General features: G+C 44.7%; 27 protein-coding genes. 13 read left to right on the forward strand and 14 right to left on the reverse strand.

What is annotated here, in order from left to right; all coding sequences use genetic code 11:
• Positions 1-128: 128 nt before the first annotated feature.
• Together ACOT1A_RS21720 and ACOT1A_RS21725 are read right to left on the reverse strand one after the other, a co-directional pair.
• Positions 129-641: a hypothetical protein gene (locus ACOT1A_RS21720; RefSeq protein WP_001140952.1), complete on the reverse strand. Its 513-nt coding sequence runs from the start codon at positions 639-641 to the stop codon at positions 129-131.
• A gap of 1 nt (position 642) precedes the next feature.
• Entirely contained in the window at positions 643-1,443 is an 801-nt protein-coding gene (locus ACOT1A_RS21725) for a hypothetical protein (RefSeq protein WP_000004208.1), read from the reverse strand.
• Between the two features lie 759 nt (positions 1,444-2,202).
• On the opposite strand from ACOT1A_RS21725, the gene mobI reads away from it, so the two are divergent.
• From mobI to ACOT1A_RS21765, 8 genes are read left to right on the forward strand one after another with little or no spacing between them, the layout of a single operon-like run.
• Positions 2,203-2,688, forward strand: a complete 486-nt coding sequence (gene mobI, locus ACOT1A_RS21730) for a conjugative transfer protein MobI(A/C) (protein ID WP_000071885.1) — start codon at positions 2,203-2,205, stop codon at positions 2,686-2,688.
• Positions 2,685-3,422, forward strand: coding sequence for a hypothetical protein (locus ACOT1A_RS21735; RefSeq protein ID WP_000995978.1), 738 nt, complete (start codon positions 2,685-2,687; stop codon positions 3,420-3,422). The genes mobI and ACOT1A_RS21735 overlap by 4 nt, the downstream gene beginning before the upstream one ends.
• Before the next feature lie 9 nt (positions 3,423-3,431).
• Positions 3,432-6,578 carry a MobH family relaxase gene (gene mobH / locus ACOT1A_RS21740; RefSeq protein ID WP_001011152.1) on the forward strand — a complete coding sequence of 1,049 codons (3,147 nt, stop codon included), beginning with the start codon at positions 3,432-3,434 and terminating at the stop codon, positions 6,576-6,578.
• On the forward strand, positions 6,578-8,662 hold the full coding sequence (gene traD / locus ACOT1A_RS21745) for a conjugative transfer system coupling protein TraD (RefSeq protein WP_001284073.1): 2,085 nt from the start codon (positions 6,578-6,580) through the stop codon (positions 8,660-8,662). The genes mobH and traD overlap by 1 nt, the downstream gene beginning before the upstream one ends.
• On the forward strand, positions 8,662-9,771 hold the full coding sequence (locus ACOT1A_RS21750) for a hypothetical protein (protein ID WP_000343600.1): 1,110 nt from the start codon (positions 8,662-8,664) through the stop codon (positions 9,769-9,771). The genes traD and ACOT1A_RS21750 overlap by 1 nt, the downstream gene beginning before the upstream one ends.
• On the forward strand, positions 9,758-10,420 hold the full coding sequence (locus tag ACOT1A_RS21755) for a DUF4400 domain-containing protein (protein ID WP_000718549.1): 663 nt from the start codon (positions 9,758-9,760) through the stop codon (positions 10,418-10,420). Before ACOT1A_RS21750 ends, ACOT1A_RS21755 begins: the two co-directional genes overlap by 14 nt.
• Before the next feature lie 10 nt (positions 10,421-10,430).
• Positions 10,431-11,612 carry a S49 family peptidase gene (locus ACOT1A_RS21760; protein ID WP_000952985.1) on the forward strand — a complete coding sequence of 394 codons (1,182 nt, stop codon included), beginning with the start codon at positions 10,431-10,433 and terminating at the stop codon, positions 11,610-11,612.
• 1 nt (position 11,613) lies between these two features.
• Positions 11,614-12,345 (forward strand): nuclease-related domain-containing protein, encoded by a 732-nt coding sequence (locus ACOT1A_RS21765; protein WP_000338612.1) that lies wholly within the window; start codon positions 11,614-11,616, stop codon positions 12,343-12,345.
• Between the two features lie 286 nt (positions 12,346-12,631).
• On the opposite strand, the gene ACOT1A_RS21770 is transcribed toward ACOT1A_RS21765, so the two are convergent.
• From ACOT1A_RS21770 to ACOT1A_RS21820, 11 genes are all read right to left on the reverse strand, one after another.
• A complete protein-coding gene (locus tag ACOT1A_RS21770) occupies positions 12,632-12,985 on the reverse strand; it encodes a hypothetical protein (protein ID WP_000210769.1) in 354 nt (117 codons plus the stop codon).
• A 65-nt stretch (positions 12,986-13,050) separates the two neighbouring features.
• Positions 13,051-13,335: a hypothetical protein gene (locus tag ACOT1A_RS21775; protein ID WP_001091367.1), complete on the reverse strand. Its 285-nt coding sequence runs from the start codon at positions 13,333-13,335 to the stop codon at positions 13,051-13,053.
• Between the two features lie 356 nt (positions 13,336-13,691).
• Positions 13,692-13,991, reverse strand: coding sequence for a hypothetical protein (locus ACOT1A_RS21780; protein WP_000442693.1), 300 nt, complete (start codon positions 13,989-13,991; stop codon positions 13,692-13,694).
• Positions 13,992-14,423: 432 nt separating this feature from the next.
• On the reverse strand, positions 14,424-14,792 hold the full coding sequence (locus tag ACOT1A_RS21785; protein ID WP_000537761.1) for a hypothetical protein: 369 nt from the start codon (positions 14,790-14,792) through the stop codon (positions 14,424-14,426).
• A 225-nt stretch (positions 14,793-15,017) separates the two neighbouring features.
• The gene (locus ACOT1A_RS21790; protein ID WP_000800251.1) at positions 15,018-15,554 is read right to left on the reverse strand and encodes a hypothetical protein; all 537 of its coding nucleotides are present in this window, start codon (positions 15,552-15,554) and stop codon (positions 15,018-15,020) included.
• 67 nt (positions 15,555-15,621) lie between these two features.
• Positions 15,622-16,059, reverse strand: coding sequence for a hypothetical protein (locus tag ACOT1A_RS21795; protein ID WP_000286108.1), 438 nt, complete (start codon positions 16,057-16,059; stop codon positions 15,622-15,624).
• 44 nt (positions 16,060-16,103) lie between these two features.
• Positions 16,104-16,400 (reverse strand): hypothetical protein, encoded by a 297-nt coding sequence (locus ACOT1A_RS21800; RefSeq protein ID WP_000856246.1) that lies wholly within the window; start codon positions 16,398-16,400, stop codon positions 16,104-16,106.
• 134 nt (positions 16,401-16,534) lie between these two features.
• Positions 16,535-17,236, reverse strand: a complete 702-nt coding sequence (locus tag ACOT1A_RS21805) for a hypothetical protein (RefSeq protein ID WP_004248818.1) — start codon at positions 17,234-17,236, stop codon at positions 16,535-16,537.
• 314 nt (positions 17,237-17,550) lie between these two features.
• The gene (locus tag ACOT1A_RS21810) at positions 17,551-17,832 is read right to left on the reverse strand and encodes a hypothetical protein (RefSeq protein WP_000708863.1); all 282 of its coding nucleotides are present in this window, start codon (positions 17,830-17,832) and stop codon (positions 17,551-17,553) included.
• Positions 17,833-17,897: 65 nt separating this feature from the next.
• Positions 17,898-19,082, reverse strand: coding sequence for a hypothetical protein (locus ACOT1A_RS21815; protein ID WP_001272971.1), 1,185 nt, complete (start codon positions 19,080-19,082; stop codon positions 17,898-17,900).
• Positions 19,083-19,498: 416 nt separating this feature from the next.
• A complete protein-coding gene (locus ACOT1A_RS21820) occupies positions 19,499-19,675 on the reverse strand; it encodes a hypothetical protein (protein ID WP_001371930.1) in 177 nt (58 codons plus the stop codon).
• A 510-nt stretch (positions 19,676-20,185) separates the two neighbouring features.
• On the opposite strand from ACOT1A_RS21820, the gene ACOT1A_RS21825 reads away from it, so the two are divergent.
• From ACOT1A_RS21825 to ACOT1A_RS21845, 5 genes are all read left to right on the forward strand, one after another.
• Positions 20,186-21,130 carry a DUF5417 domain-containing protein gene (locus ACOT1A_RS21825; RefSeq protein ID WP_000778029.1) on the forward strand — a complete coding sequence of 315 codons (945 nt, stop codon included), beginning with the start codon at positions 20,186-20,188 and terminating at the stop codon, positions 21,128-21,130.
• Between the two features lie 95 nt (positions 21,131-21,225).
• A complete protein-coding gene (locus tag ACOT1A_RS21830; RefSeq protein ID WP_012695474.1) occupies positions 21,226-21,828 on the forward strand; it encodes a hypothetical protein in 603 nt (200 codons plus the stop codon).
• A gap of 59 nt (positions 21,829-21,887) precedes the next feature.
• Positions 21,888-22,238, forward strand: coding sequence for a hypothetical protein (locus tag ACOT1A_RS21835; protein ID WP_000743059.1), 351 nt, complete (start codon positions 21,888-21,890; stop codon positions 22,236-22,238).
• Between the two features lie 46 nt (positions 22,239-22,284).
• On the forward strand, positions 22,285-22,488 hold the full coding sequence (locus tag ACOT1A_RS21840) for a hypothetical protein (RefSeq protein ID WP_001015183.1): 204 nt from the start codon (positions 22,285-22,287) through the stop codon (positions 22,486-22,488).
• 281 nt (positions 22,489-22,769) lie between these two features.
• Entirely contained in the window at positions 22,770-23,090 is a 321-nt protein-coding gene (locus ACOT1A_RS21845; RefSeq protein WP_000332796.1) for a hypothetical protein, read from the forward strand.
• Positions 23,091-23,698: 608 nt separating this feature from the next.
• Here the strand turns inward: ACOT1A_RS21845 and ACOT1A_RS21850 are convergent.
• Positions 23,699-23,857 carry a type I toxin-antitoxin system Hok family toxin gene (locus tag ACOT1A_RS21850; RefSeq protein ID WP_001447866.1) on the reverse strand — a complete coding sequence of 53 codons (159 nt, stop codon included), beginning with the start codon at positions 23,855-23,857 and terminating at the stop codon, positions 23,699-23,701.
• Between the last annotated feature and the right edge of the window lie 29 nt (positions 23,858-23,886).

The raw sequence follows: 23,886 nt of genomic DNA on the forward strand, positions 1-23,886 counted from the left end.
TATCTTTACTTGTCAAGAGTTGATATTTAAGTTGTAACTAATATTTGATTGTAAAGCAAACAACAGAATTTGACTTAAGTCAATATTTAGATTCAGACAAGGCAAGTTTCGCGATATCTTTTTTAAATTTAATCTAATTCTTCTTGAGAATACCTCTCTATGGCTGAAGCAGTTGAAGATAATCTGCAACGTGGACAATGAGCATCATTTGTCACTGGCACAATGTATGGGCGTTTACATTTTTCGCAGGCACCTAGTTCTTCAATTTCTTTCATAGAAGTAAGGATTTCTATTATTTTATTAACTTCCGGTGCGCATACAAAGTATCCCAGATTATGAAGGACACTCATTATTCGGTTGAAGTCAATTTGCCGAAAACTCGCTTCCGGATTTATTGGATCAAAACCAAAATAGTTAACTGCGACATCAATAACAGCAGAAAAGGCTCGGCGGTTATCTGTGCGTTTGCTCCAGCCCCGGATACCTTTTTTGAGTTTTGTTTTTGCACCAGGCTCAAAATCGATATTTTCAGCAACATGATTACCGTACAAAATTCGTATTGTATTTTTATTTGCCCCAAGCGACATAGTTCTTGCTGCTCGCAATAGAGCATTAGCTTTTGTTTGATCGACCTTTGCCATATCAATAATCCTTTAACATAACTTTATTTGTTAAAGTGTTGAACACATCCTGACGGTGACTGGTGAACATAGTGTCATAACGTAATAGTTCCATCAAATCATCACTAACTTTTCCTAACCGGATGTCAGCAGACAATTCATAAGCCCAGGCAAAAACTTTCGTTTTAAGTGAAACACTCTCTTCAATATGCCCTTGTGAGAAAGCAATTGTACGTGGGAAAAGAACGACATCGTTAATTGTTTTTAACGATGAATAACCAATGTCTTTAATAGCATCAGCTGTAGTTGGTTTTAAACCAAAGAAAATACTTACAAACTCTGGTGCGAGCATTGAGATAAAGAACACCTGCATAAAGTAGTCATTCTGTATATCAACACATTTAGAACGCAACTCATGAATCTTCTTGGGATTATAGATATCCACTGTACCATTCAGAAAAGTCACTTTTTCACCGGCATCGTAAATACCATAGTCAATATCATTTGTATCATATTCACGAATTACATTGGAATCACCGTCCAAGACCGCAGAAAAAAACCTCTCCCATGTAATTTCCTTTCCGAGTGTACGCGGAACCAAAAAACTACCTGGACGTGTTTCCACTTCAAAAGCTAAATCAGCGGCTGTACTAAATCCTTTCCCAAATAGGCGACGCTGGAGAAGAGGAGTCCCAGTTTGATATGCAGAAGATCCATGCACAGGCAATAACATTAAAAATGCACGGTAACTACGAATAAGCGAAATCTCAGTGCGGAAAAGTTTACCGAGTAAGCTACGAGTTAAATTATCAGATTCTGACATGTGCTGATTGTCCTTGCGCCATTACAATTGTTCAAATCTTCAACATGGATTTTTTGTTAGGTGTTCGGTAGGGTGAAAAGTAACTTTTAGTATTTTCTTAAGGCTTGAATAAGCCTTAAATCTATCCCTTCAACCACACCGCTTACTTGTAACACTTTTTAACCAAACTAACCAGAATTTTATCAAAAATTCCTGCGCATGCTAACGAAATGTGAAGCGATTAAAAAAAAACCTAAATCCAGCCCCTCCCAACGTTGGATTAGAATAACGACGTCTTTCACTGACCGTCATAAACTGACATTTTTACTTTTCATCAACCTCATGCTTACATAGGATCACTAAACAAAGAAAAGTGACCCTATGAATGCCTCACATAGGGTCACTTATGTTTGAAAAGTGACCCTATGTAATGTCGTCATAGGGTCACTTTTTATAAAAGTGTCACTATGGACAAAGTTCCATAGGGTCATTTTTTTTGGAAAAGTGGCACTAGATATATGTATAACTTTAATAGAGCAATGCACATTATCAAAAGCAATAATCCACAATGGTCATTCTGTCAAAAGTAACTTTAGGGGGTAGCGATGGAAGTGAGGCTAAACTCGCTGTTACTGTTTCTGAAGGCCCCTCCCGAATGGGGGAAACAGCGAGTGCATTACATCTGTTCAATTCCCTCATCAAAGAGCATTCAAAAATCTTCTGTTCGTGAAAAAAAACGGAAATTTCCTCCGGTATAGTAATTTCACATCAGGAGGCGTCATGAGTAATTCAAATCTTATAAGTTCTATAGAGCTAACACGTAAAAATTTACGTGCTCAGATTGAAGGTTTGCGTGTTGAGGCTGAAGATCTCATTACAAAATACTGGATCAAGTGGAAGGAACGAAACCACCAAGAGATTAACCTTACCCGACATAGCAAAGTTCCAAAGAGGGAGTACCTGGGTTCTTACGCACCAAAAGTTGAGCTAATTGGTAATGCCAGAAAAGTAACGATCACTTGGCATCAGTTCAGCCCTTATAAAACAAGAGCGCCTAGCCACATGTCAAAACGGGTGCAACCAATGAAAAGTGGAAAATATTCTAAGAACTGTTTTGTAAACCATGCCAGCTGGGAATACGAAATGATTTCTGAAACGGAAGCATTGCTGGAGCCTTACAGAGAAATGCTTGAGCTCTATCATTCAGCATATATCGAACTTGGACGAAAAATCCGTCAATACTCAAAAACTAAGGTGGCACAATGAACGACGCAATTATCACGGACAATGAGCGTATTAACATTGAACCAAAAGATGTAATGGTAAAAGGTTCAAATAAAAAGCAAGGCGTAAACGCTCAAACTTCTACTCAACGTAGACCAGAGCACCAGGGTATGGCCAAAGTTATTATTAACCCCGGCACCCCAGACTTTAACCGGTTTTTAACTGCCAGAAATGGAGCAGTCATCAGAGGTTTTGATGATGTGAGTATCGCTATTTCCTCTCTCTTTAAAACGGTTGATGCAGTTAAACATCCTGACCTTGTTCAGGCTATTCAGGATTGGTTCAACGAGCTGCATGAAGAAAACAATAAGATGAAAGAAAATCTTGTTGCTTATATTAAGTCAATTGAGTTCGACAAGAATGACTCATTCATGTCATCAACTCAGTTTGTACCTTTCAGTTTTGAACCAGTACAACTCAACTTCAATAACCACAACACCATGAGGTTTTACAAGTACATCTTCGAGATGAACCAGCTCATGAACACAATGTATGAGTACAACTCATTGGGTTTACTGGCTGTAAGCGACTATCCGGTTATGTCTCACAACATTATAAAGAGTATTAATTTATATGTTGAGAATGTGAAAAAGACTCTGAATGTTTCTCGCCGTAAGGATGGGCCATACAGTCCAGCAGAGTTCATCACCAAAGTAATGCAATATAAAAGTGTGCAGGCATACATTGCAGCCGAACTGTCAGGCAAACGTCGATAAGGTATGATGATGAATTTCAGGGCGCTGTATTTATGTATTAAACGGATTTTGGGGATATTCTCATCTCAGGAGAATGATGCAACCTCTGTAATGATTGAGGATATATCAAGCCTCTCTCCTTTTGCGCAGATTCTAGGAGATCAGAAGTACACTGTTCCTGATCATCCAAATCCAGAAGTCCTGAAATTCATCGAGTATCCAACTCGTCCGACGGGCATACAGACATTTAATGAACAGTCAATCCTGTCTCTGTATCGGGAAAAGCTGCACTCAATTTCAATGATGTTAGCTATCAGCGATAGCGACATCAGGGACGATGCATATACATTTACTAATTTAGTTTTAAAGCCCTTGGTTGAATATGTTCGCTGGATACATCTTTTGCCAGCTTCCGAAAATCATCATCATAATGGTATTGGTGGGTTACTTTCTCACAGCCTGGAAGTGGCCATACTCTCTTTAAAAAATGCGCATCACTCAGAACTGAGACCAATCGGATATCAAGATGAAGAAGTAGTCCGTAGAAAAGTATATCTCTATGCTGCGTTTATCTGTGGTTTAGTCCATGATGCCGGAAAGGTTTACGATCTCGACATTGTAAGCCTGAATTTAGCTAGTCCGATCATTTGGACGCCAAGCTCACAAAGTCTTCTTGACTGGGCACGTGAAAATGACGTGGTTGAATACGAAATCCACTGGCGAAAGCGTATTCATAATCAACATAATATCTGGTCCAGCGTTTTCCTTGAGCGAATCCTAAACCCGGTATGTCTTGCATTTTTGGATCGGGTAAATAAAGAACGTGTTTATTCAAAAATGATCACCGCCCTAAACGTTTATACTGATGGGAATGACTTTTTGTCTAAATGCGTGAGGACCGCTGATTTCTATTCTACTGGTACAGACCTTAATGTTTTACGTGACCCTATCATGGGTCTGCGTTCTAATGATGCAGCAGCAAGGGCCATTAGTACCATCAAGCACAACTTTACCAGTATCAATATCAACAATTACAATGCTAAGCCTATGCACATCATTATCGTAAATGGTGAGGTATACCTTAACGAGAACGCATTCCTTGATTTTGTTCTCAATGATTTCGAATTACATAAATATAACTTCCCTCAGGGAGAGGCTGGTAAGACCGTATTGGTAGAATCCCTAGTTCAACGTGGTTACGTCGAGCCCTATGATGATGAGCGTGTCGTTCACTACTTCATTCCGGGTATCTATTCGGAAAACGAAATATCAAACATCTTTAGAAATGGGATAGGGAAACTAGAATTCTATAACCTTCTTAAGCTAAGGTGGATTGGTTTAATCTTTGATTCCTATAAAATCCCTGACTCAGTGCCGGGTCTTTTTAGCGTTAATGCCAATAAAGACTTTATTTACATTGACGAGCAAAAAACAGTTACTGAATACAGAAGACCAGTGCCCGGTCGGGACGTTATAACTAAAATTACTGATACTGTTGAGACGGCTGTTCTTAAGGTTAATGATTTAGGCCGCTCCTCTGCCTCTATTGATGTTGATATACATTCTAAGAAAAATGAAGGCTCATCCGACGATTTTGAGAAGAAAGCCGAAAGTGATAATGAAATTGATAATGACACGCAGATAGTTAAATCTGAGGGTGAGGAAGCAGCTGATCCTGTCATTCCTGATATAGAAGAAAGTGAAGATGAATCGGCAAAGGACACGGAATCCCATGTCCTGGTCAACCAACTTCATGAACTCCTTTTAAGCGCTCCACTTTCCAATGACTATATAGTGTGTGTTGATGCTGTCCCCTACCTCAACATAGATACCACTATGGCATTGCTGCCGGGATTAGATGAAAAAGCATTCAGTGAAGAGCCCTATTTCCAACTGACATTCAGAGAAGGCTCTCTCGATGGAATGTGGATAGTAAGGGACATTGACGATCTGCGTTTAGTCCAGCTCGGCGATAACTGCGCCGGGTTCCAGCTCACCTATCATGAGCCAAGAAGGCCAACAACTTTAAAGTCACTTTTCAATACTTCTATGTATCAGGCATTAGTGATTAATGATGAGTCTTCTGTTGAAAACTCTGCCCCACGTCCAAAGCAAACGCTTGAGCTGCCTCCCCCACGTGTAAATGCAGTCGAAGAACATTCTGGCGACGTGGAATATCATGGAACCGATAGTGCATCCGCGACTGGTCCGCTGAAAACTGAGGCTGTGGAATATGAACATTATCAACATCTTTTTGAGAAAGAAGATGAAGAGCATGAGATCATTGATTATACCGATTTCTCACAGCTTAGTGTTTCTCGGCCAGAAGTCGGTAGTTGTGCAACAAGCTCTTCGGTCCATAATGAAAAGCTTCTCTCCGAGCCGTCAGAATTACCAGAACTTAACCGAGAACAGAACGCTGATCCCCAGGGTACGAATGAACGCTCTATGGATGTTTCTGTAGGACAAGAAAACTCAGAACCAGATACTGAGGGTAACTGCCCACCACCAGCTGAAGTTGTGTATTCCCAGACCGAAGCAGCCGCAACCAGTGTGATGGCAAGTGAAGAGCCCGCCTTACCTCCTGTACTTGAAGAATCAAATGGAGAGCATGCGCCCACAGACGCTAAGGGGCATCATCTTTCGCCAGCACTGGCCAGACTGTTCGCCCCAACAGCACCGGTAGAAAAACAAAATCCCAAGCGCAACCGGAATAAATCATCGGACAAAGCAGAAGTACAAAAACCAGCATCACCTGTTTCTGGTCACAATCTGAACAGTAAAGTCTTTGCATCTACTGAATCAGACCAAAATGGTGAATTCTCGCTTATAAGCGAAGGTGACGTTACAGAGCTTGAATTTGTAGAAATTGCGTTAGTACTGCATCAAATTCTGTCCAAAATGGAGGTGGCGTTTAAAAGAAAGCGCAAAAACAGATTTATGGTAAGTACTCCTAATACTCTCTATCTGACCCAATCTTGCGTGGAAAAATTTGGGTCGCAGTTAGAGGCTCAAGATCTTTTCAATAAGCTTCCTCAGTACCTCGTTAATTCTGGTGCTGTGATCAATACAAAATGCCATGCATTTAACATGCCTACTTTGCTGGCCGCATCAGACCGGGCGAAAGTGGACATTGAACGAATTATCAATAACCTGAAAGAGGCTGGGAACCTATAATGTCAGATTCGAAGAGGACTAACCTCCATGCACAAGAGAATTTTTATCGGCCTATTCTTGAGTATCGTAGTGCCTCAATACTTTTGATTTGTTCGGTTTCTATGCTTTATATGGGACTTTCTTCAGACGGACTGGACATCGCCCCAATAGTTCTGTTCACCTCAATATTGCTTTTTTTGCTGTGCCTTTATCGTTGCAAAACAGCAGCGCCATTTTTGATGGCTCATTGGCGTGTATTCAAGCGACATTTCATGTTCGTTAGTCTTGATTCACTGCGTGTAATTAACAAAAGTAACTTTTTCTCCAATGAGCGAAAGTATCGTCAACTGGTTCAGGATTATCAAAATAAAAATAAGGATATACCCGAGCGAAAGTCCTATTTTTGTGATGGGTTTGAGTGGGGTCCGGAACATGCGGATCGGGCATATCAAATAGCTAACCTCTCCAGTGATAAACGTGAGATCGAGTTGCCATTCGTCTTCAACCCAATTAAGAGACATTTTGACGCAATGGCTCGTAAGATGGGCGGCAGCAATGCAATTTTTGCTGTGGAACGTAGGGAACCCATATTTGTAACTGAAGACAATTGGTTTGGTCATACTCTGATAACCGGAAACGTGGGTACCGGGAAAACGGTGCTACAGCGTTTACTAAGCATTAGCATGCTTCATCTTGGTCATGTTGTTGTTGTCATAGATCCAAAGAACGATGCAGAGTGGCGAGAATCTCTAATGGAAGAGGCTAAGACCCTCGGTCTTCCTTTCTATAAATTTCATCCTGGCCAGCCAGCATCTTCGGTCTGTATTGATGTCTGCAACACCTATACTAATGTTTCTGACCTAACATCTCGTCTTTTGAGCTTGGTGACAGTTCCCGGTGAGGTTAACCCATTCGTTCAGTATGCCAAGGCTCTCGTTTCCAATGTGATTTCCGGGCTTTCTTACATAGAGAAAAAGCCTTCTATTTATCTGATTCACAAGAACATGAAAAGCCACATGTCTATTGTGAATCTTACAGTCAAGGTAATGGAGTCATGTTACGCGAGATATTATGGTTACGATGTCTGGACCGAAAAAGTTAAGTACGTCGCTAACGATACCTTGCCGGTACGTTTCAAGCGTCTCGCTGAATGGTTTACGGCTCATTTCATGAATTACGAGGGGTCCGAACAAATAGACTGGTTAGATACTGTTTCCCAGCTTATTGATTACTCAATGTCCGACCCAGAGCATATGGCTAAAATGACCGCAGGTATTATGCCTGTTTTCGATATGCTCATTGAAAAACCTTTAAATGAGCTTTTATCTCCTAACCCGAACTCAGTATCATCAAGAGAAATTGTAACAAGCGAAGGGATGTTCAGCACTGGCGGGGTGCTATACATTTCGCTTGATGGCCTTTCAAACCCCGATACAGCAGCTGCTATTTCTCAATTAATAATGTCAGATCTGACCTCCTGTGCCGGTAGTCGCTACAACGCTCAAGATGGTGATATGTCAGCTAATTCCAGGATAAGTATTTTTGTTGATGAGGCACACTCAGCCATTAACAACCCTATGATTAACCTTCTGGCGCAGGGTCGTGCAGCGAAAATTGCACTGTTTATTTGCACCCAAACCATCTCCGACTTTATTGCTGCGGCAAGTGTTGAAACTGCCAATCGAATTACGGGGCTCTGCAACAATTATATAAGCTTGCGAGTCAACGATACTCCTACTCAGACGCTTGTTGTAGAGAACTTTGGTAAGAGTGCGATAAGCACAAATATGGTCACTTATACGACCGGTTCAGAAACATCTTTGCCGCATAATAACTTCTCAGGTTCAATCTCAGAAAGAAAGCAGACAACTTTAGAAGAGAGTATTCCAAAGGATCTCTTGGGTCAGGTCCCTATGTTTCACATAGTTGCCAGGCTTCAAGATGGCAGGAAGGTTGTAGGCCAAATCCCTATTGCTGTTGCTGAGAAACAAATGAAGCCAAACACAACTCTGTCGGAAATGCTTTTCAAGAAGGCCGGAAAAGTTACTTTGCGTCAAAATCTCGATATCAAAAATCTTAATAAATTTCTAAGGAAGTTGCATTGATGGATGAAAAAATTGTCCTGACGCGCCAGCAAATTTTAAGCTCTGCACTAAAAGTCAGCAAATGTCGCTCGCTCGTAAAAAGGCGCTTTCAGTCTTTGGGTTTAAAGTACGCAGATTCTCAGGAAGTTCGAGATCGGCTAACTATGATAGAAAAAAACGCGTTTCATCATTTGGGAAAATTTTGTCAGAGCAACGATATCGATTCCCTATTCTCCATGGCAAATACCCTGTCTGAGCTTTTCCTTTTAAAGGGAGAGTTGATCACGACTGATCCCTTTGGGGACCGTGAAACCAGCTACTGGTCGGTACCACAAGGATCATGCCATGAATGGATTCAATCACTGACCACCAGCGAAGGTCCTGAACGTAAATTCGTTAGTTTCCGTATTTCTTTCGATAACAATGACGTACGGTGTGATCTTGTAAAAAAGAATGCCCGTATGCTTGGTTGTTATCTTTTGCCTTATTTCGTCGATTTAACACGCACGGTGGGCGCATTCATTAATTTGCCAGGTAGTGTCTCTTTTAAACAAGTACAGCGCATCAAACCCCAGATTCATCCAGAAACAACACATAGTCATATAGTTACTATTGAGGACTCTCCCTTTCTTTCTCGGTTAAAATTTAAAATCATTACTGCCATAGATCAGCTTCCTGACCCTAATGGCCTTTATACAAACACCTTTAACAGCATTATTGACCGTGCACTGCTGACTCATCTCAAAACCGAACAGGAAAAAATAGATAGTCCAAGAGTCTGCAAAAATGTGATTTCGGCTTTTGCCGACTCAACTCTTTCTCTGCCGGTGTTTAACATCGGCCTAAACGAGCAGTACAGATACTGGACGCCGTGGGGCATCAACTTTATAGAATTTTCCCGCCAGGCCGCAAAAGCAAGGACCGCTGTATTTGTTCCTGATGTGGGACAGATCGAGTGGAAAAGCGCAGAGCATAAAGAACTGGCGGAGTTAAGCCTCATCGACCAAATCATACCTAAACAGTACCACTGGCTCCTGGGTATCCCGACGATGTGGCGTAACAACTATTGCAATCACGATCAGAGGCTAGCTCTTTTTCGTGAATGGAGGGAAAGCAATGGCTGCGGATAATACAAGCAGGGCAGCAGTGCTCAGAACAATGCTTTTTTTTGGCATGGTCATTTATTTTGGTTACAGCTTGGCTTTCCAGAATACTGAGGAGCTCAAATATCAGATTACTCAGGAGGTTAATGCAAGCCGGTCCATCATATCAAATGACCGTTGGAAGTCTGTCATTGCAAATAGTGAAGCGACTTTAAATTGGTTGGTACATGACTATAAGTTAATTGACTATCTGAATACTATTCTGATCCCTGACACCAAAAAACCAGCCAGAGGTATTAACATTGTTGCTGAAAAATTTACCTCTATTAATTACACTATGGCCAAAAACATACCCCTCTTACTTTATCAGTCCATTTTCCGGTGGAACTTAATCCTGGGGTGGCTAATCGTTTTTCTGCCCTATCTATTTGCCATGCTAGCAGATGGAATGTACCAGTGGAAATTGAAGAGGTACGTATTTGGTAAGGTTACAGTTCAGTTTTATCGTATTTGGTTTCGAGCATTTTGGGTGATCAGTGCTTTAACGATGGTCTACCTGGTCATGCCAAATATGTCACTATTTAACAATATCGCTCAACTTTTCCCACCAGTCGCTTTATTGATACTGGGAATTGCATTGAATCGCTTGTGGTCTAACTTTCAAAAACTCATGTAAAGGTGGTCAGATGTTAAGCAGTAAAAAAAGGAAGTCCCCTACAAATATCAAAGAATCGCTCAATGATAACGCTGACCGTTTTTATAAGATGTTTCGCATTCATACCACGGCAAAAGTTGCTATGTCGCTAATTGCCATGACCGCTGTAGGGTTTTCTTTCTACAATCTTTACGAACAATGGCAGGACGCTGAAGGGAAGAAAGACCATATAGCTGTAATACGGATTTCTGGCGAGATGGGTACCGGCTCGGAAACGGGCGATGGAACAGTGATCGCAACAGCTCTTGCCAAAGCTTACAATAATCCCCATGCCAAAGCAGTTATTATCGAGGCAGAGTCAGGTGGTGGTGGTCCCTCTGACGCCATCATTATTTACCGCCAGATAAACGCGCTTAAAAACCACCAGCCACAGATTGAACGCGTATCAGATGCCGGTGGCTCTCTTTCATCTGTAGCCGCTGACAAGAGTAACAAAACCGGGAGCACAGAACGTGGCGATGAAGCACGGTCGAAGCAAAACTCCCTCGAAGTACTCTCCAGCGGTACCGGTCGTTTTTTCTCTGATATCGCAGACTCATATAAACCAATCATCGTTAGTGTGAAAGGCATATGCGCATCCGCATGCTATTACGCGGTATCGCCCGCTGATGCAATTTATGCCGACAGTAATGCCCTGATCGGTTCTATCGGTGTGCGTATGGACCACTGGAATCTGTCAGAGATCATGAGCACAGTAGGCGTCAAGAATGAGCCCCTTACGGCCGGTGAGTTCAAAGATGCTCTTGACCCCTTCCACCCATTGTCCGATTCAACGAGGGAGTTCATGCAGAAGGAGATCCTGAACACGATGCATGAAAAATTTATAACTGATGTTGAACTTGGACGGGGTAAAAAGCTTCTCTCGCGTCATGATGCCGATGCTGTTTCTCTCTATTCAGGCCGTGTATGGCCAACACCTCAGGCAGTTAAGTACGGCCTGGTGGATGGAGATCTTACGTCAGTAGAGATCCGTACACGTCTTTCAAAAATGTACTCCACTGACACGTTCAAAAACTACAATGAGCCTCATCGTAATCTCCGTTCTGCACTCGGCATGCTGATGAGCCTGTCTTCAAATATTGAGAGCCTTACCGGTACCACTACCCGCTTAGTAGAATCTGTTAATGCCACCAGCTACCCCTCTGTGAGGTAACATGGATGCTTTCAATCTGCTGTGGAGCATTACGGGGGTAGCTTTCATTATCCTTATTTTCGTCGTGTTGCTGTGTCTGTTGGGATTTATGACCTCTGCCATAGCGGAACGGCGGACTGCAAAGGCAATTGAATCTGGGCTTCCTGAAGAAGCTCAGGGGCTACTTAGTGATCTCACCTTTCAGTTGTCGGCTCATAGCACTACGCAGGTTGATCACATTCTCGTAGCCCCACATGGTATATACGTCATAGAGCAGAAAAACTACGTAGGCAAGCTCTACGGTACTCTGGAGGAAAGCCACTGGCGGAAATGGACTCAGTCCCGAACCCTCAAGTTGCAGAACCCGTTTAAGCAAAACCAGGGGCACATCAGGGCTATTCAGTCTGCTCTTAAGGCTAGAGAACTGGAATGTATCAATGTCGTCATCATAAACGGACGTTGTAAGTTTGATGGCATCAAGCCGGAATGGTTATGTATGGGGATGGACGATTTTATCCATAAAGTCAAACAACGACGAGGGCTACGGTTGTTCACACCGGAGTCTGTTCAGCACATCTGTTCGGTGTTGAAGTCAACAAGGAAGTCGCCAGGGCTCTATACGGACCTTACTCATATTCATAACATAACGACAAAGTACAAAGCCCCGATGAAATTCGAGCAACGAGTAACATACATTCTGCTCAACTTTATCCATTATCTGTGGGCAAGTCTGTTCACTAAGCAGAAGCCTTAGCGCTCTATCATTGGTAAGGCTGTAAAATGTCTGCAAAAGGCCCCATCGGTAAATTGTTGGGGCTTTTTCTTTGCGTAGTTCTGATACGGTTTATCCTGTGGAGCATTATGGCCACCAGCCAGCTGGTGACTGGCCAACGCTTTGTATGACGTAGCCTACTCAGGGCAGGCTATTTTAGAGGGACCGATTTTTATCCGGGCTAATTTAGAAAGAGATAATTTGAACTTAGGCGGGCTGACCACCAGCAGAGAGGTAAATCACTAGCCGGTGATATTGACAGAAGTCGTCAGGGGTTTAACGCCGGAATATTTTGCCAGGCCTCCTGCAAGGTCTGCAAGACTTCTACAAGTGATAGTGACGGCCACAGGACTGTTTCCGTCATTATCACTCCAGGTGGCTCGCACTCTACTGGTACCAGAATTAAAACAACACGAGTTCCTTTTACCTGGTAGGCAAGGTTTACTGCCGGTTGGCGGTAGGAGGCCAGTACACCCTCACCATATTGAGCAGGGTTACTTGCCCAGTTCCGCACCATTGCATACACCTGAGGCATATACCGACTATCCAGATCCCCTTTGGGCCGTCTGAACGGCACGATTTCTTCTGAGCGGTAGGTGGTCGTTGTTGTATTGGTTGTCATCTTTGTCACCTCCCCTGTTCGTCCATTTAGAGTTTTAAGCTGCTTTACACATCACACTCAACTGATTATTTAAGCTGGTCATCGTCTCTGGCCAGCATAGCCCAACCATTCGCCTGGTTTTCGCGGGAGTAAGGATTCATTTCAAAATAACTATCTACCGCGTCGCTGTCCGCAACAGAACTGTTGTTAGCTCTCTTTGAACCCTGAACCACTACAGCATCAACCTCTGCGGCTTTCCCGTTGCGCTGTACCAGGATTTTAACCGTATTGGGCTTACGTCTTGCGAGCAGTTTGTTGGCGATAAAAAGCACAACAATCCAGGCCAAAAGCACGTATAAAAATGTATTCATAATGCCCTCCTTTGTATGTGATTATTATACCTGCTTCCATTGCAGGCCAAACAGGTTCGGTGCATGAAAAATAGACTTCTCTCCGGCGTATAGCAATCTACTTACTGATCTGTTTTCGTATCAAACTGTATGGCATAACCGAGGGGCGTACGTGGTGAGTCAGAAAGTTACTTTTCCGTAATAGTTAATTTCAGATCCTTCTTCCAGTTACGCTTCAGTATAAAACCGATACCCTCTAATTCAGCATCCTTCACGTTTAATACGCTTCACTTTAAGGCAGGGCTTTTCGGTTGAAATGAATTCTTTTTCCGGTTGCTGGACATGGGTTTCATCCTGATAGTTAAAGTTGCAGGCTATCAGTCACCACCACCACCTCCGTCACCTCCTCCACCGCCACCATCACAACCACCAGCTATGCTATTTTCACCATTACAATCACCTCCGAGGGGGTTCAAATGGCTGCTCCCCTGTAGATGGTGTCCTTGCCAGATCGAACCCGAACCAGCGCCTCCTGAGCGTCTTTGCTTGCCCTGAGGCAATTGTGCAGGCTCACCAGCACCGGCGGTACCAAAAATGTCCCGGGCAATTTTATAAAGAAGGTAAAAAGGTACGCCCAGCATCATAAAAAAGATTACTGAAAATATTACACGTTCCATTGATGATCTCCTGTCTTGTGAGAGACCAGTTATATCAGGGTGATTCAGTATTTCCGTTTAGAAAAGAGTACTAATTTGGCCCTGTTCGCTCTTAATTTGCCATCCGGGAAAAAGTCATAGGGATAGGCCTGCCAGAGTCAATAACTTCCAGTGATCTGGAGGAGACCCCGGCTCTCTGAGCCCTCATGGATGGTACGGCTTTACCCCTTGTAAACAGATTCACGTTCCGCAGGACAAACATCGACTACTGACGTCTCATATTTGCTGACGCTAATCCGACGTCTCATTGCCGTCTGCTTGTTTTCTTTAAAGGGTGTATTAGACGAATATCAAATCGGAATGGTAGGGGATGTGTGGGCACCATGCCCGGCCCTCTTTGAGCATCTGAGAGATTGGAGACCTAGCCGGGTAAGATAGCTACTTTCTTACGGGTTACCCTTCAAATCCAAAGACGAAACGGACGCTGCCGTTCTCCACGTGGAGACGCTTTACTTCTTCGACAAATTCCTGGATCACCTCTCCGGCGTTATCGGGTGGTATGGCTGACAAAATTTCTTCCGAAGTCAGCCATGAGTATGAATGTTCACCGAATAAATCATCATCTTCGGACGGTATATCATCAGGTAATCCGCGTAATGCGTGGATAAAAACTGCTGATGTGCTCGCCCTTTCACGATCTACATCAAATCCGAGCCAGGCAAAGTGGAGATATGATCGGTCCCCTTTATAATTGCTTGATAAATTAATCCATTTACCAGGCTTTTCTTCCCTTTGAAATCGCCAGCAGATATCAACGCCCATTAAGAAACTCCATTACTATCGTTCGTATGAGATAACTATCATTTCAGAATACTATGACTTCTTCCCGTATAGAACTAATCGCTCACGCCATTTAGCTACTTACTTTTTTTACGTACGCTTGCAGCGCAGTACCTTGAGAGAAGTAAGTAAGACTGGGCGAAGCCAACCGGTTCCGCCACCTCGCTCACCGGCTTTTAGGCGTAAGCACTGAAGTCAGCCTCCATGCTAACTGGCGAGCCTGCGAAAGTCAGACTCGTTGTTATAAAGCGGCATATCGTAAGCAGTGTCTGAAATGAACATTCGGATCTGCTCAAGCGTCATGCCACAATGAAAACGGGTTACGCTCACATTGGCCCGGGGGAAGTCAGCACAAAATGCATTCAAAACATTCTCATGGACAATACCAATGTTGATTAACGCAGCTGGCCCGTTGTCACGGAAAGATACGACACGGAATCCCCCATACCAGCCTGACTGGGAGAAAAATGAAAATGCACTCGTTGCCAGACCATTAGACAGGTCATAGCGCAATTTCCCGCTCAGAGACTGGCTGTCTCTGCTGTACACGCGATTAATGAAAATGCCGGGACCAACTTCTACCGGCTGCTTGTTGCTTGCTAAACACGGAAAGCCCACCAGCGAAACCTCCCTTTCTCCTAACCAGTTTACCTGATACCCGGCAGTGAGAAAGTCAGTCAGTTCTACGCCAGAAAGAGCATTAATGGCCGCAATATCGGTATCCAAAATATTTACGTTTTTCATATTCATCTCATCTATATTCTAAAGTGCGTTTTTTGTCTATCAGCCCGAGGATTGAAAATTTGAATATTTAATGTGACAGAAAAATACCTGTCACCTTTTCAAAAACTGCCTGCAATTGAATATCGAGAGAGTCCATTTTAAAATCCACCAGCTCAGCTTTATTATCGCAAACCGAATAAAAATAGGAGTCAAATGCGTCTGTATCTTCATCTTTAAAAATACGGAAGGAATTAATTTTATTATGCCCTTCAAATTCGGCATGAATACCATAGCGAACCGAGCCGTCATCGAACTGAACAACCCGTCGTACAGAATTAATCCGGACGTACTGTTTTAAGGCCCTCGCGAAATCGGCATTTAACGCCAACGCTCGTAAGATTGAATCAGCGGTTTCATTCTGCTTTTTACGATCATATTCAAACATCCCACAGCCGGTGTTACGAAAGACCGGCTGAAGAGCATTAACCAGGTTGAAGGAATCCACGTTTCTGTCGTTTCTGTACATGAGATATCTCCTGCCCCTCCGCTATACGAAGGGGCTTGATAGGGTTACTGCCAGGCTGCGATCACTTCTTCGCACTGGAAATGAGATAAGCACTGCTGGAGTAAAAGGGCCAGCACCGCTGTGTTAGGGACGCGATTGTTACACCACGCGTTGAATAGCAGCTGCCATGGACCGGCATAATACCCGGCCAGTTTCTTTTTTTGTTTATCTGTGCAGCAGCTGGAAATGGCCTGCTGATAAAGGCTTTCATTCTCGGCACCAGAGCGTTGTTGCAGTGCCTGATAAATATAGGAGTAGACAGAATCGGAGCAATTAGATGCATAGGCCAGATTGGTTTTCATAATACCTCCTGTGTTTTTGGGTATTATATAAAACTCCGACCTACTGGCTAATAACCCACACTGTAATTTCTTTTAAAAACACAATAAATTTTCAAAATTGGACCAGTGTGGATTTAAGCGAGCAGTTTAAATCTTTATGAACTAGCTTTCAAAGAGGTTGGTTTTTCGGGAAGTTTTTTGCCAGACCAGCATGTTGTTTTTTTTTCTGTAGTGCAGATTAGCTGGTACCTGCCCCTTCTTACCTCTTTGAGCAATGACTGTTTGAAATATGGTAAGCCCAGTTCAAAAACCCAGTAACGACCGTCTGCAAAAACGACTGAATTTTCAACGCCATCCGAAGCCACCAAGGATGCATCATTAAGTAGACGTTCTTCATAATGAAATGGTAATGAAAATGTCAGATATAACGCACAAAGTACAAAGATTCCTGTGAGACTAACTGCCAGTGAACCACAATAACCAGAATAAACATTTAAATTTCTTTTGATAAATTTCTCATGCAAGATTACAAGCAGACAGAATACACAAGCTACCAGCCCAAATCCTACATGCAGATAAAACTGTCTTATTTCATCATTCCAGACGATGTTGTCCCATTTCGTGCTTAAGATTGAACCCAACAAGGAGATAATAAAAGCGGCAATTTGAGAACTGATAAAGTAGGAGAAAGCTGACTTTGAAGTTATTTTTTTCATAGAAACAGGAACCTCTTTACCTCGTTCCTGATCAGAGAAAAGACACAAAACGCACCATGCGCAAAAAACTGCAAGTCCAGATGCAATAATCTCGCGTAAAAACATATTAAACGTTTCCGATAATGAATAAGTAATTACCATATCCTCTCCGTAAGTCTACATATAATTCAGACGTGACAAATAATTAAAGGCATTGCTATTCTATCATTATGCATTGCGTTTAAAATCATTTCTAATTCAGCAGAGTAGCGATACAGGCATTTCGCTATCCTAAAATCTGGTAGCTTTCCATTTCCTTGCTGAGATAAATCAAAATAATTCTATTTATTGCCTATTCGGATGCTGCAAAACCTTATAAATCCGGATGTATATCACTTAACAGTGAACCATTCGGTGACTTGCTCTCCGTGAGGTCCACCGGGTTTATCCAGTAGGGAACATTCTGCTTTTACCGTTTACTGCATACGCGAGCAGGAATTCTGTTGCAGTTCTGCATTTGCCTGCTTTTCCAGTGCTGTCATAACCCGGCGGAGCATCGCCAGAGCCTGAACAGGCGAGCTCCCAAACTGCACTTTCACTTCATCCGTATCATGATCCTGAATCAGGTCGAGGATGTTCACTTCGATCCCTGCCCCGTTTTCATCTTTTGCCGTGCACTGAATACTTACCCGGGTCACCGAATCCGTCAGGACTGGCAGTGGGTTAGTCTTGTCTACGTTGATAAAAGCCTTCTTCATTGCCCTGTTTCCCCTTGTCCTGAAAAAGTTACCGACCCGTCCGGATGGAGGGGTCGGTCAGAAAATCATGCCTGTCCCTTATTCATCTTCTCAGCATGCTTACGCAGGTACTCTTTCAGGTCAGCATGAGCATTGATGATATCGTTCATTTCATCATTGGTCAGAACAAGCGTGTAAGTATCAGTGCTGACAGATTCACCTTCTTTAAGCTTGGCTTCTTCAGCAATACGTTCAAAAATCGGGATCGCGGTGTCGGCAATGACGGTCACGGTCTTTTTGTTCAGAACGCTGGACATGGATGGTGCTTTACCTGCCGGGTTCTGTTTAGGAGCGCTGTCCTTTGGAGCCGGAGCTGGTTCCTGTACCGGTGGCGTAACCAGCGTCTCTGTATTGCTTTCATCATTCAGTTGATCCGGTACCGGGGTGTTAACGGTAGCATTACCTGCCGGTTGCTCATCACCGGAGTTTTCCGGAGTCTGCGGATCTGCCATGCGCTCTTCTACCTTGGCAGCTTTGACGAATTTCAGCGTGTTTTTCGTCGCTTTACCATAGATGGAGATCGCCTTGTTGATGTTATCTACCGCATCCTCACCGCTGTACATATACTCGTCCAGCGCAACGTACATGCTCACCTGATCGCTCACAAGCATGGTCTGTAGTTCAGAAGGCAGGTCCAGTACGCGAACCATCTGGCGAAGATGCTGCTCTGATTTACCACGTTTTTTTGCCAGTTCCGCAAAGGTCTTAGGCTCTTCTTTATCTTCAACAAGACGCTTAATTGAAAGCGCTTCAGCTACGACAGACAGCGCCAGGTTGGAGTTGCCGGTCAGGGTGAAGAGTTCTGCTTTTGAAGCGCTACCGCGAAACTCTTCGCAGCGAATACGAGTAATGCGTTCACGCCCTTCTGCTTCCAGCTGGCGGTTTGCAATAGCGATGGAACGGATACGGCAAGCCCCCTGACGCAGTACAGGTACGCCATTAACCATCTGAACAACGATAGGCGTCACGCTGAACGGGTCTTCCATGTAGGCATCGGCCAGGCTGTTCAGGTGTTCCACAACGTGAGGCATTGAATAGTAGAGCTCGCCCATACCGGCCGTGCGGGTGTTAAAGCCTTCCTGCTCTACAACAACCGAAGGGTCAATGATAAGGCCGTTACCTTTACGGGCACCGTTACCAGTGCGTTCCAGGTAACCACGAAGGCTGATTTCGTTGCTGTTGTTTTTTACTTCAGTTTCGATTGCGGACATTTTTGTTCTCTCTTTTGGTTGGTTGTTTAACTGCGCTACAACACAACAATACCAGGTTCGACATTTTTTCTAATAGGTTGCACAGAAGAAAAAGTAACTTTTCTTAAAAAAAATTCCTGAGACAATACTACTCGATCCGTCCGTTTTAAATCTTCACAACAGTGGGCCGTTTTTACGTTTAAGCAAAATAGCTGGTTCAGAAGGTGAGTCGGAGAGAAAAGTTACTTTTCCGGTTGTCTGGGCCAGTGATGAGAGAGTGGCAGGACAGGAATGGCTAAACCGGTGCGGGTCTCTTGTAAGTCGCAGGGGATTGAGGAGATATAGAGGTAAACCGGTACGTTCAGTTTTTGGATTGAGCCGGGCTTTTGGCCCGGGCTTAAGGAAGCGGAAATTTGAACGAACTGGCAGGTAATGATTTATGCCGCCGACAGCTGGCCGTCAGTGCTTTGCTGTTCTGGTTTGACAGTTGGGGGATAACCGGCAGTTAGCCGCTGGCATTCCGCATCACAGAAAGCCCTGAGGTTGCTGAAGACGGACTCCATGAAATCAGCATGAGCATACGAGTCTACAGGACGTGTCTTGTTATCTTTCATCTTGTTCTCCTCAATCATTATTAAAACCAGCGGATTTAGTTCCTGGCGCTCCATCTGCTGACCGGCTTTCCCAGAGAGCAGCGATGTGTCGGGTTCTGTTTCTCATTTTATCGTTTTCATCGGGCCCATCCGGCCGTATAAGAGACCGATTTGGCATGTTTAAGAAACGTACTGGCGACATTAAAAGCTGAGGTTGGCTTTGGAATAAAAGGATACTTTTCCCGTTTGTCAGGTCTTTCGCTACCGCTGCACGATGATTCTGTCAGGCATTCTGCGCCCTCCTTGGCTGTACATCTTGAAACAAGCGGTGGGATGTTCCCTTCCCCCTGCTCACCGCAGAATAATTGGCAAGTCCCGACGGTCGTTCCGTACGAGCCGGGTCCAAATAATGAATAAATACAACGCCACTTCAATTGTATTGACAATAGAAGTTAGGAGGATCATAGTGTCATTCATGGTGCGGCTTTCGCACCACCGCCCCGGCGGTACCGGGCAGAACTGGAGTACCTCATGAAACTTTCCCGTCAGACGACTTCTGATACTTCTGTTGATGGCCGTTCACGCGCATATGCCTGGGGCCGTGTCCATTATTTCATTATCGAACATGCACCAATGGCTGAGCTGGTCGCTATTGACGAGCTGCTGGAAAAAGCTGGCTGGAGCAATGACGGCTGTCCGAACTATGAGAAAGATGACGAGTTTGGTAATGCTGGTTACAGCTGTGGTTACTGGATCGATATTGACAGCGTGGGAAGCTTCAAGGCTGACTACAAACGTCTTAAGGGTGAGATTAGTGCGCATATCGCCTCAAAGGCGGCAGAGGTGGAGATCCGCGTACTGGACTCGATGTCCGACAAAGAATGTAAAGATGTTGCCTCGGTGGCATGTACTGTTCGCCGTGACTTACGTACGCAGTCCGAATCGCTTCATTCACTGCGTACTATCGTAACGGTTGATCATTACAATCCCTATGTGATCACCAGCCGCCCGCTGAGCATTTCCGCCTGGACACTTATCCACGACTGTCTGAAAACCGGCACCATCAATGACGTCTGTTCACGGTTGAGTTCATTAATCCTGCACTCTGAAGCCGCGATTGCCCGTTGTAAGGGAAGCTCCGACTACTCTTCGGAACACGCTCAGCTATCGTTTTTTGCTGGTAACGACTATGTCACCAGACGCACCCTTGTTGATGCAGCTCACGAAGAGGCTCTGCGAATGAACCGCCGCTTTGATGAACGTATTGCAATGAACGCGGATTCTGATGCCAGAAGGCTCCAGTGCGAATTCAACCTGAGCAACCATGTCGTACAGCGTCGGACCGTTGAATCTGCTCATATCCAGGCAATCAACGAAGACGTCACCCGTTCACAGGCGGAACCACGCTGCCCTGGAAAGCTTCTTCTGAAAATGACCAGTCATGAGGAAGTGCGGGACTCACTGAGCACCTGTTAGTCCAGCGACACCCCCTGCGGCTCTACTACCGGGCCGCAGTCTGCTCCGGCCAGATGGTGCCAGTGGCGTAATGAATTTGTTTAATAAGGCTGAGTATGATGAATAAAGAACAACTAATCGACAAACTGGAACGCGTGGTATGTGGTCAGTACTCCTACGAAATGCAGGAGCTTGCGTATTCGGCCCTCTGCTGCATTAAAGGCACCCCGGACGACTGCGCTAAGTTCCCTGTTACGCGTCCGCTGCCTGACACCTTAGTGGACGTATGGGACGAGATCGGGCAATACCTTGGCACAGGCAAAGCCATTGAAACTCGCAGTTGCGGCGTTTCGCTTCTGCTTCATGGACACTGCTACGATTCAAATCATGTGCTGTACTGGCGCAATGCTGGCGCACTTCCAGCAGCTTGCGATACGCCACTGGCTGGTGGGTCTCGCAAACTGTTCACCTGCTCAGCCTGTGGAGTGGACGGTCTGGATGAACCACCTGAAACCAGTTGCCACTGCTGCACAGAGGGGGCCCACTGGATTGAGAGCAGGCTCTTCACCTCCGGGCAGGCAGACCCTGAAGAATTTAGACCCGTGGCGGTCGTGAAAGAGTGTGCAGGCTCAACGCCGGATGATCGGCTCATCTGGAGCGTGATTGAACAGCTCAACGGCGAACTGGCGGAAGGCGATAAACTATTTAAGCAACGCTGACAGATCACGTCAGCATTTATATCAGACGAACTCCAGAATAATTTAAAGCAACCATGAACATGAAAAAGCCCAAAGCTGCATTACAGAATGCCATGAAAGAAGATGTGCCAGCTGTGACACAGATTCAGATGCGATCTACGGTTTCCAGAAAGGTTCGCTATGTAAAACAGGCAAATCGAGAGGGTCTGAAATTATCTGAGTGGATGTCGCGGCATCTCGACGCTGTCTGTGATACCGCAGATGAGATTCATAAAGGCAAACGCTCAACTCCGGTTGCGCCTGGGAAGATTCCCCCTGAGGTATACCAGGTGATATACGATCAGTGCGGCGGGTTCGTGGAGTGTGATGCTAATGCCCAGGTAATCTGGGAAGCCTGCCGTGATGCCATTCTTAACGGAGACAAAGGGTAAACGGCAGGTATCGCCTGTCATTTTTACCCTTGTGAGGAAAATCCTGATGAACCATGAGAGCCGAACTGTATACCTGAACACGGCCATTGAGGCCCTGTTGAAAGCTGAGGCGGCTCTGAACGAGCTGGCATTAGCCTATGTACTCAAACCAGGTGAAAAGGCAAGCGCATGCCATCCCCGAACCGGTACGCTTTCCACAGCTTCCCAGGTAAGAAAACTTCGCCGTGTTCTAGAAAAAAACAAGTTATGACGGCCCTTATACGCTGGCATAATGTACCGTGCTTCGCTCATCCCAGCAGTATGGGTTTTAAACTCTTCCATTTTTAAGAGTACGGGAAGAGCCTTATTATTGTCGCATACCCTACGGATGCATTGCAGTTCAAACCGCTGTTCGGTGCAATTATTGCTGTATCCGGCGGATTTGAAAATGACAGAAATAGTGATGTAAAGCTCCGCCATTAAAGAAATGCCCCGTAGTTTGGCGAATCAACTTTCTGAATTATCTCGATGAACACCATTTAAGGAAATCGAATGTGTGATTTTTGCAGGGCTGACGAAAATTACTTTCATATGGCAGAATGCGTGTATGACCAACTGGTTAAAGAGTATCCCGTAATGTGGCTGCGGGATTCAACCCGGATCGGGGCCTGCTACCTCTGTCGAGAACTGCTGTCGCCGGAGGGGATGGTCCTGGCGATGCAGAGCGCTTTCCCTGCGAAGGGATGGCGGCTGCGTATTTGGTACAATGAAACCATTGACGAAGAGATAGAACCGCAGCGTGGAGACTGTATTGAGCTGTCCTCCAGGGCGGACGCTCTGCTGTCCTTCATGTCGTTCCAGGAAAAGGTTTAGCGCTGCGGCCCCCCTCACAAAAAGGCGCTTTCCGCGACAAATCTGGTACGACCGGACAACGTTGAGTCAATTCTTGCTTCCCCGCAGAAGAATCCCTATGAAGTAAAGTAGAGGTAGGCATTACGCCCACCAGCAAACCTGATAACTGTTCTTTGCGTAACATCCTCAAACTTCTGGTGCCTTCGTAGACTGCGATGCGAATGCCCATGAGCTGAATTCACCGTATCATTTGACCGGATGCAGCGAGAACAGAAATGACAATGTTTGAACGATTTGCCAGACGGCCATAAAACTCTACTGGGTACAGAATAAGGACTGACCGCAATGGCTACGTTCTATGAGCTACCGACCAGTGAGAAGTCCATTGTTTCCGGTACGTGCCCGGACGAGCACCGGTGAAATTTTTCCCGACTGGATTACGCTAAGGCTTTTGAACGGTTTGCGTGAAGTGGGACTCTTTGGGTCTGGTTCTTGATTTATACAAAAGGCTATATGCCACAAGACGGGAGGAAAAAAGGGTTTCCCCGACTGGAGAAACCCTTTCAAAAGGTGCCGATGGCATACTAATCCACACCCCGAAAAGAGGGGGTTGCCCCCCTCTTTGTCAGCTACTTACCGGATTCGTAGGCCAGGATAGCAGATACCTCCCTTGTTCCGTCTTTCATCCGCAACTCGCAAAGCGAGTTTCGTGTGAGCCAGGTGAATATCAACAGCGTTAAACAAACTATTAATATGCACAAAACAATGGGTTGGTTCGGCATTTTCATGGCCTTCTTCTCCTGTCAACGCAAAGCAG

Source organism: Enterobacter cloacae complex sp. SYL003, from assembly GCF_049236925.1.
GTDB lineage: Bacteria > Pseudomonadota > Gammaproteobacteria > Enterobacterales > Enterobacteriaceae > Enterobacter > Enterobacter intestinihominis.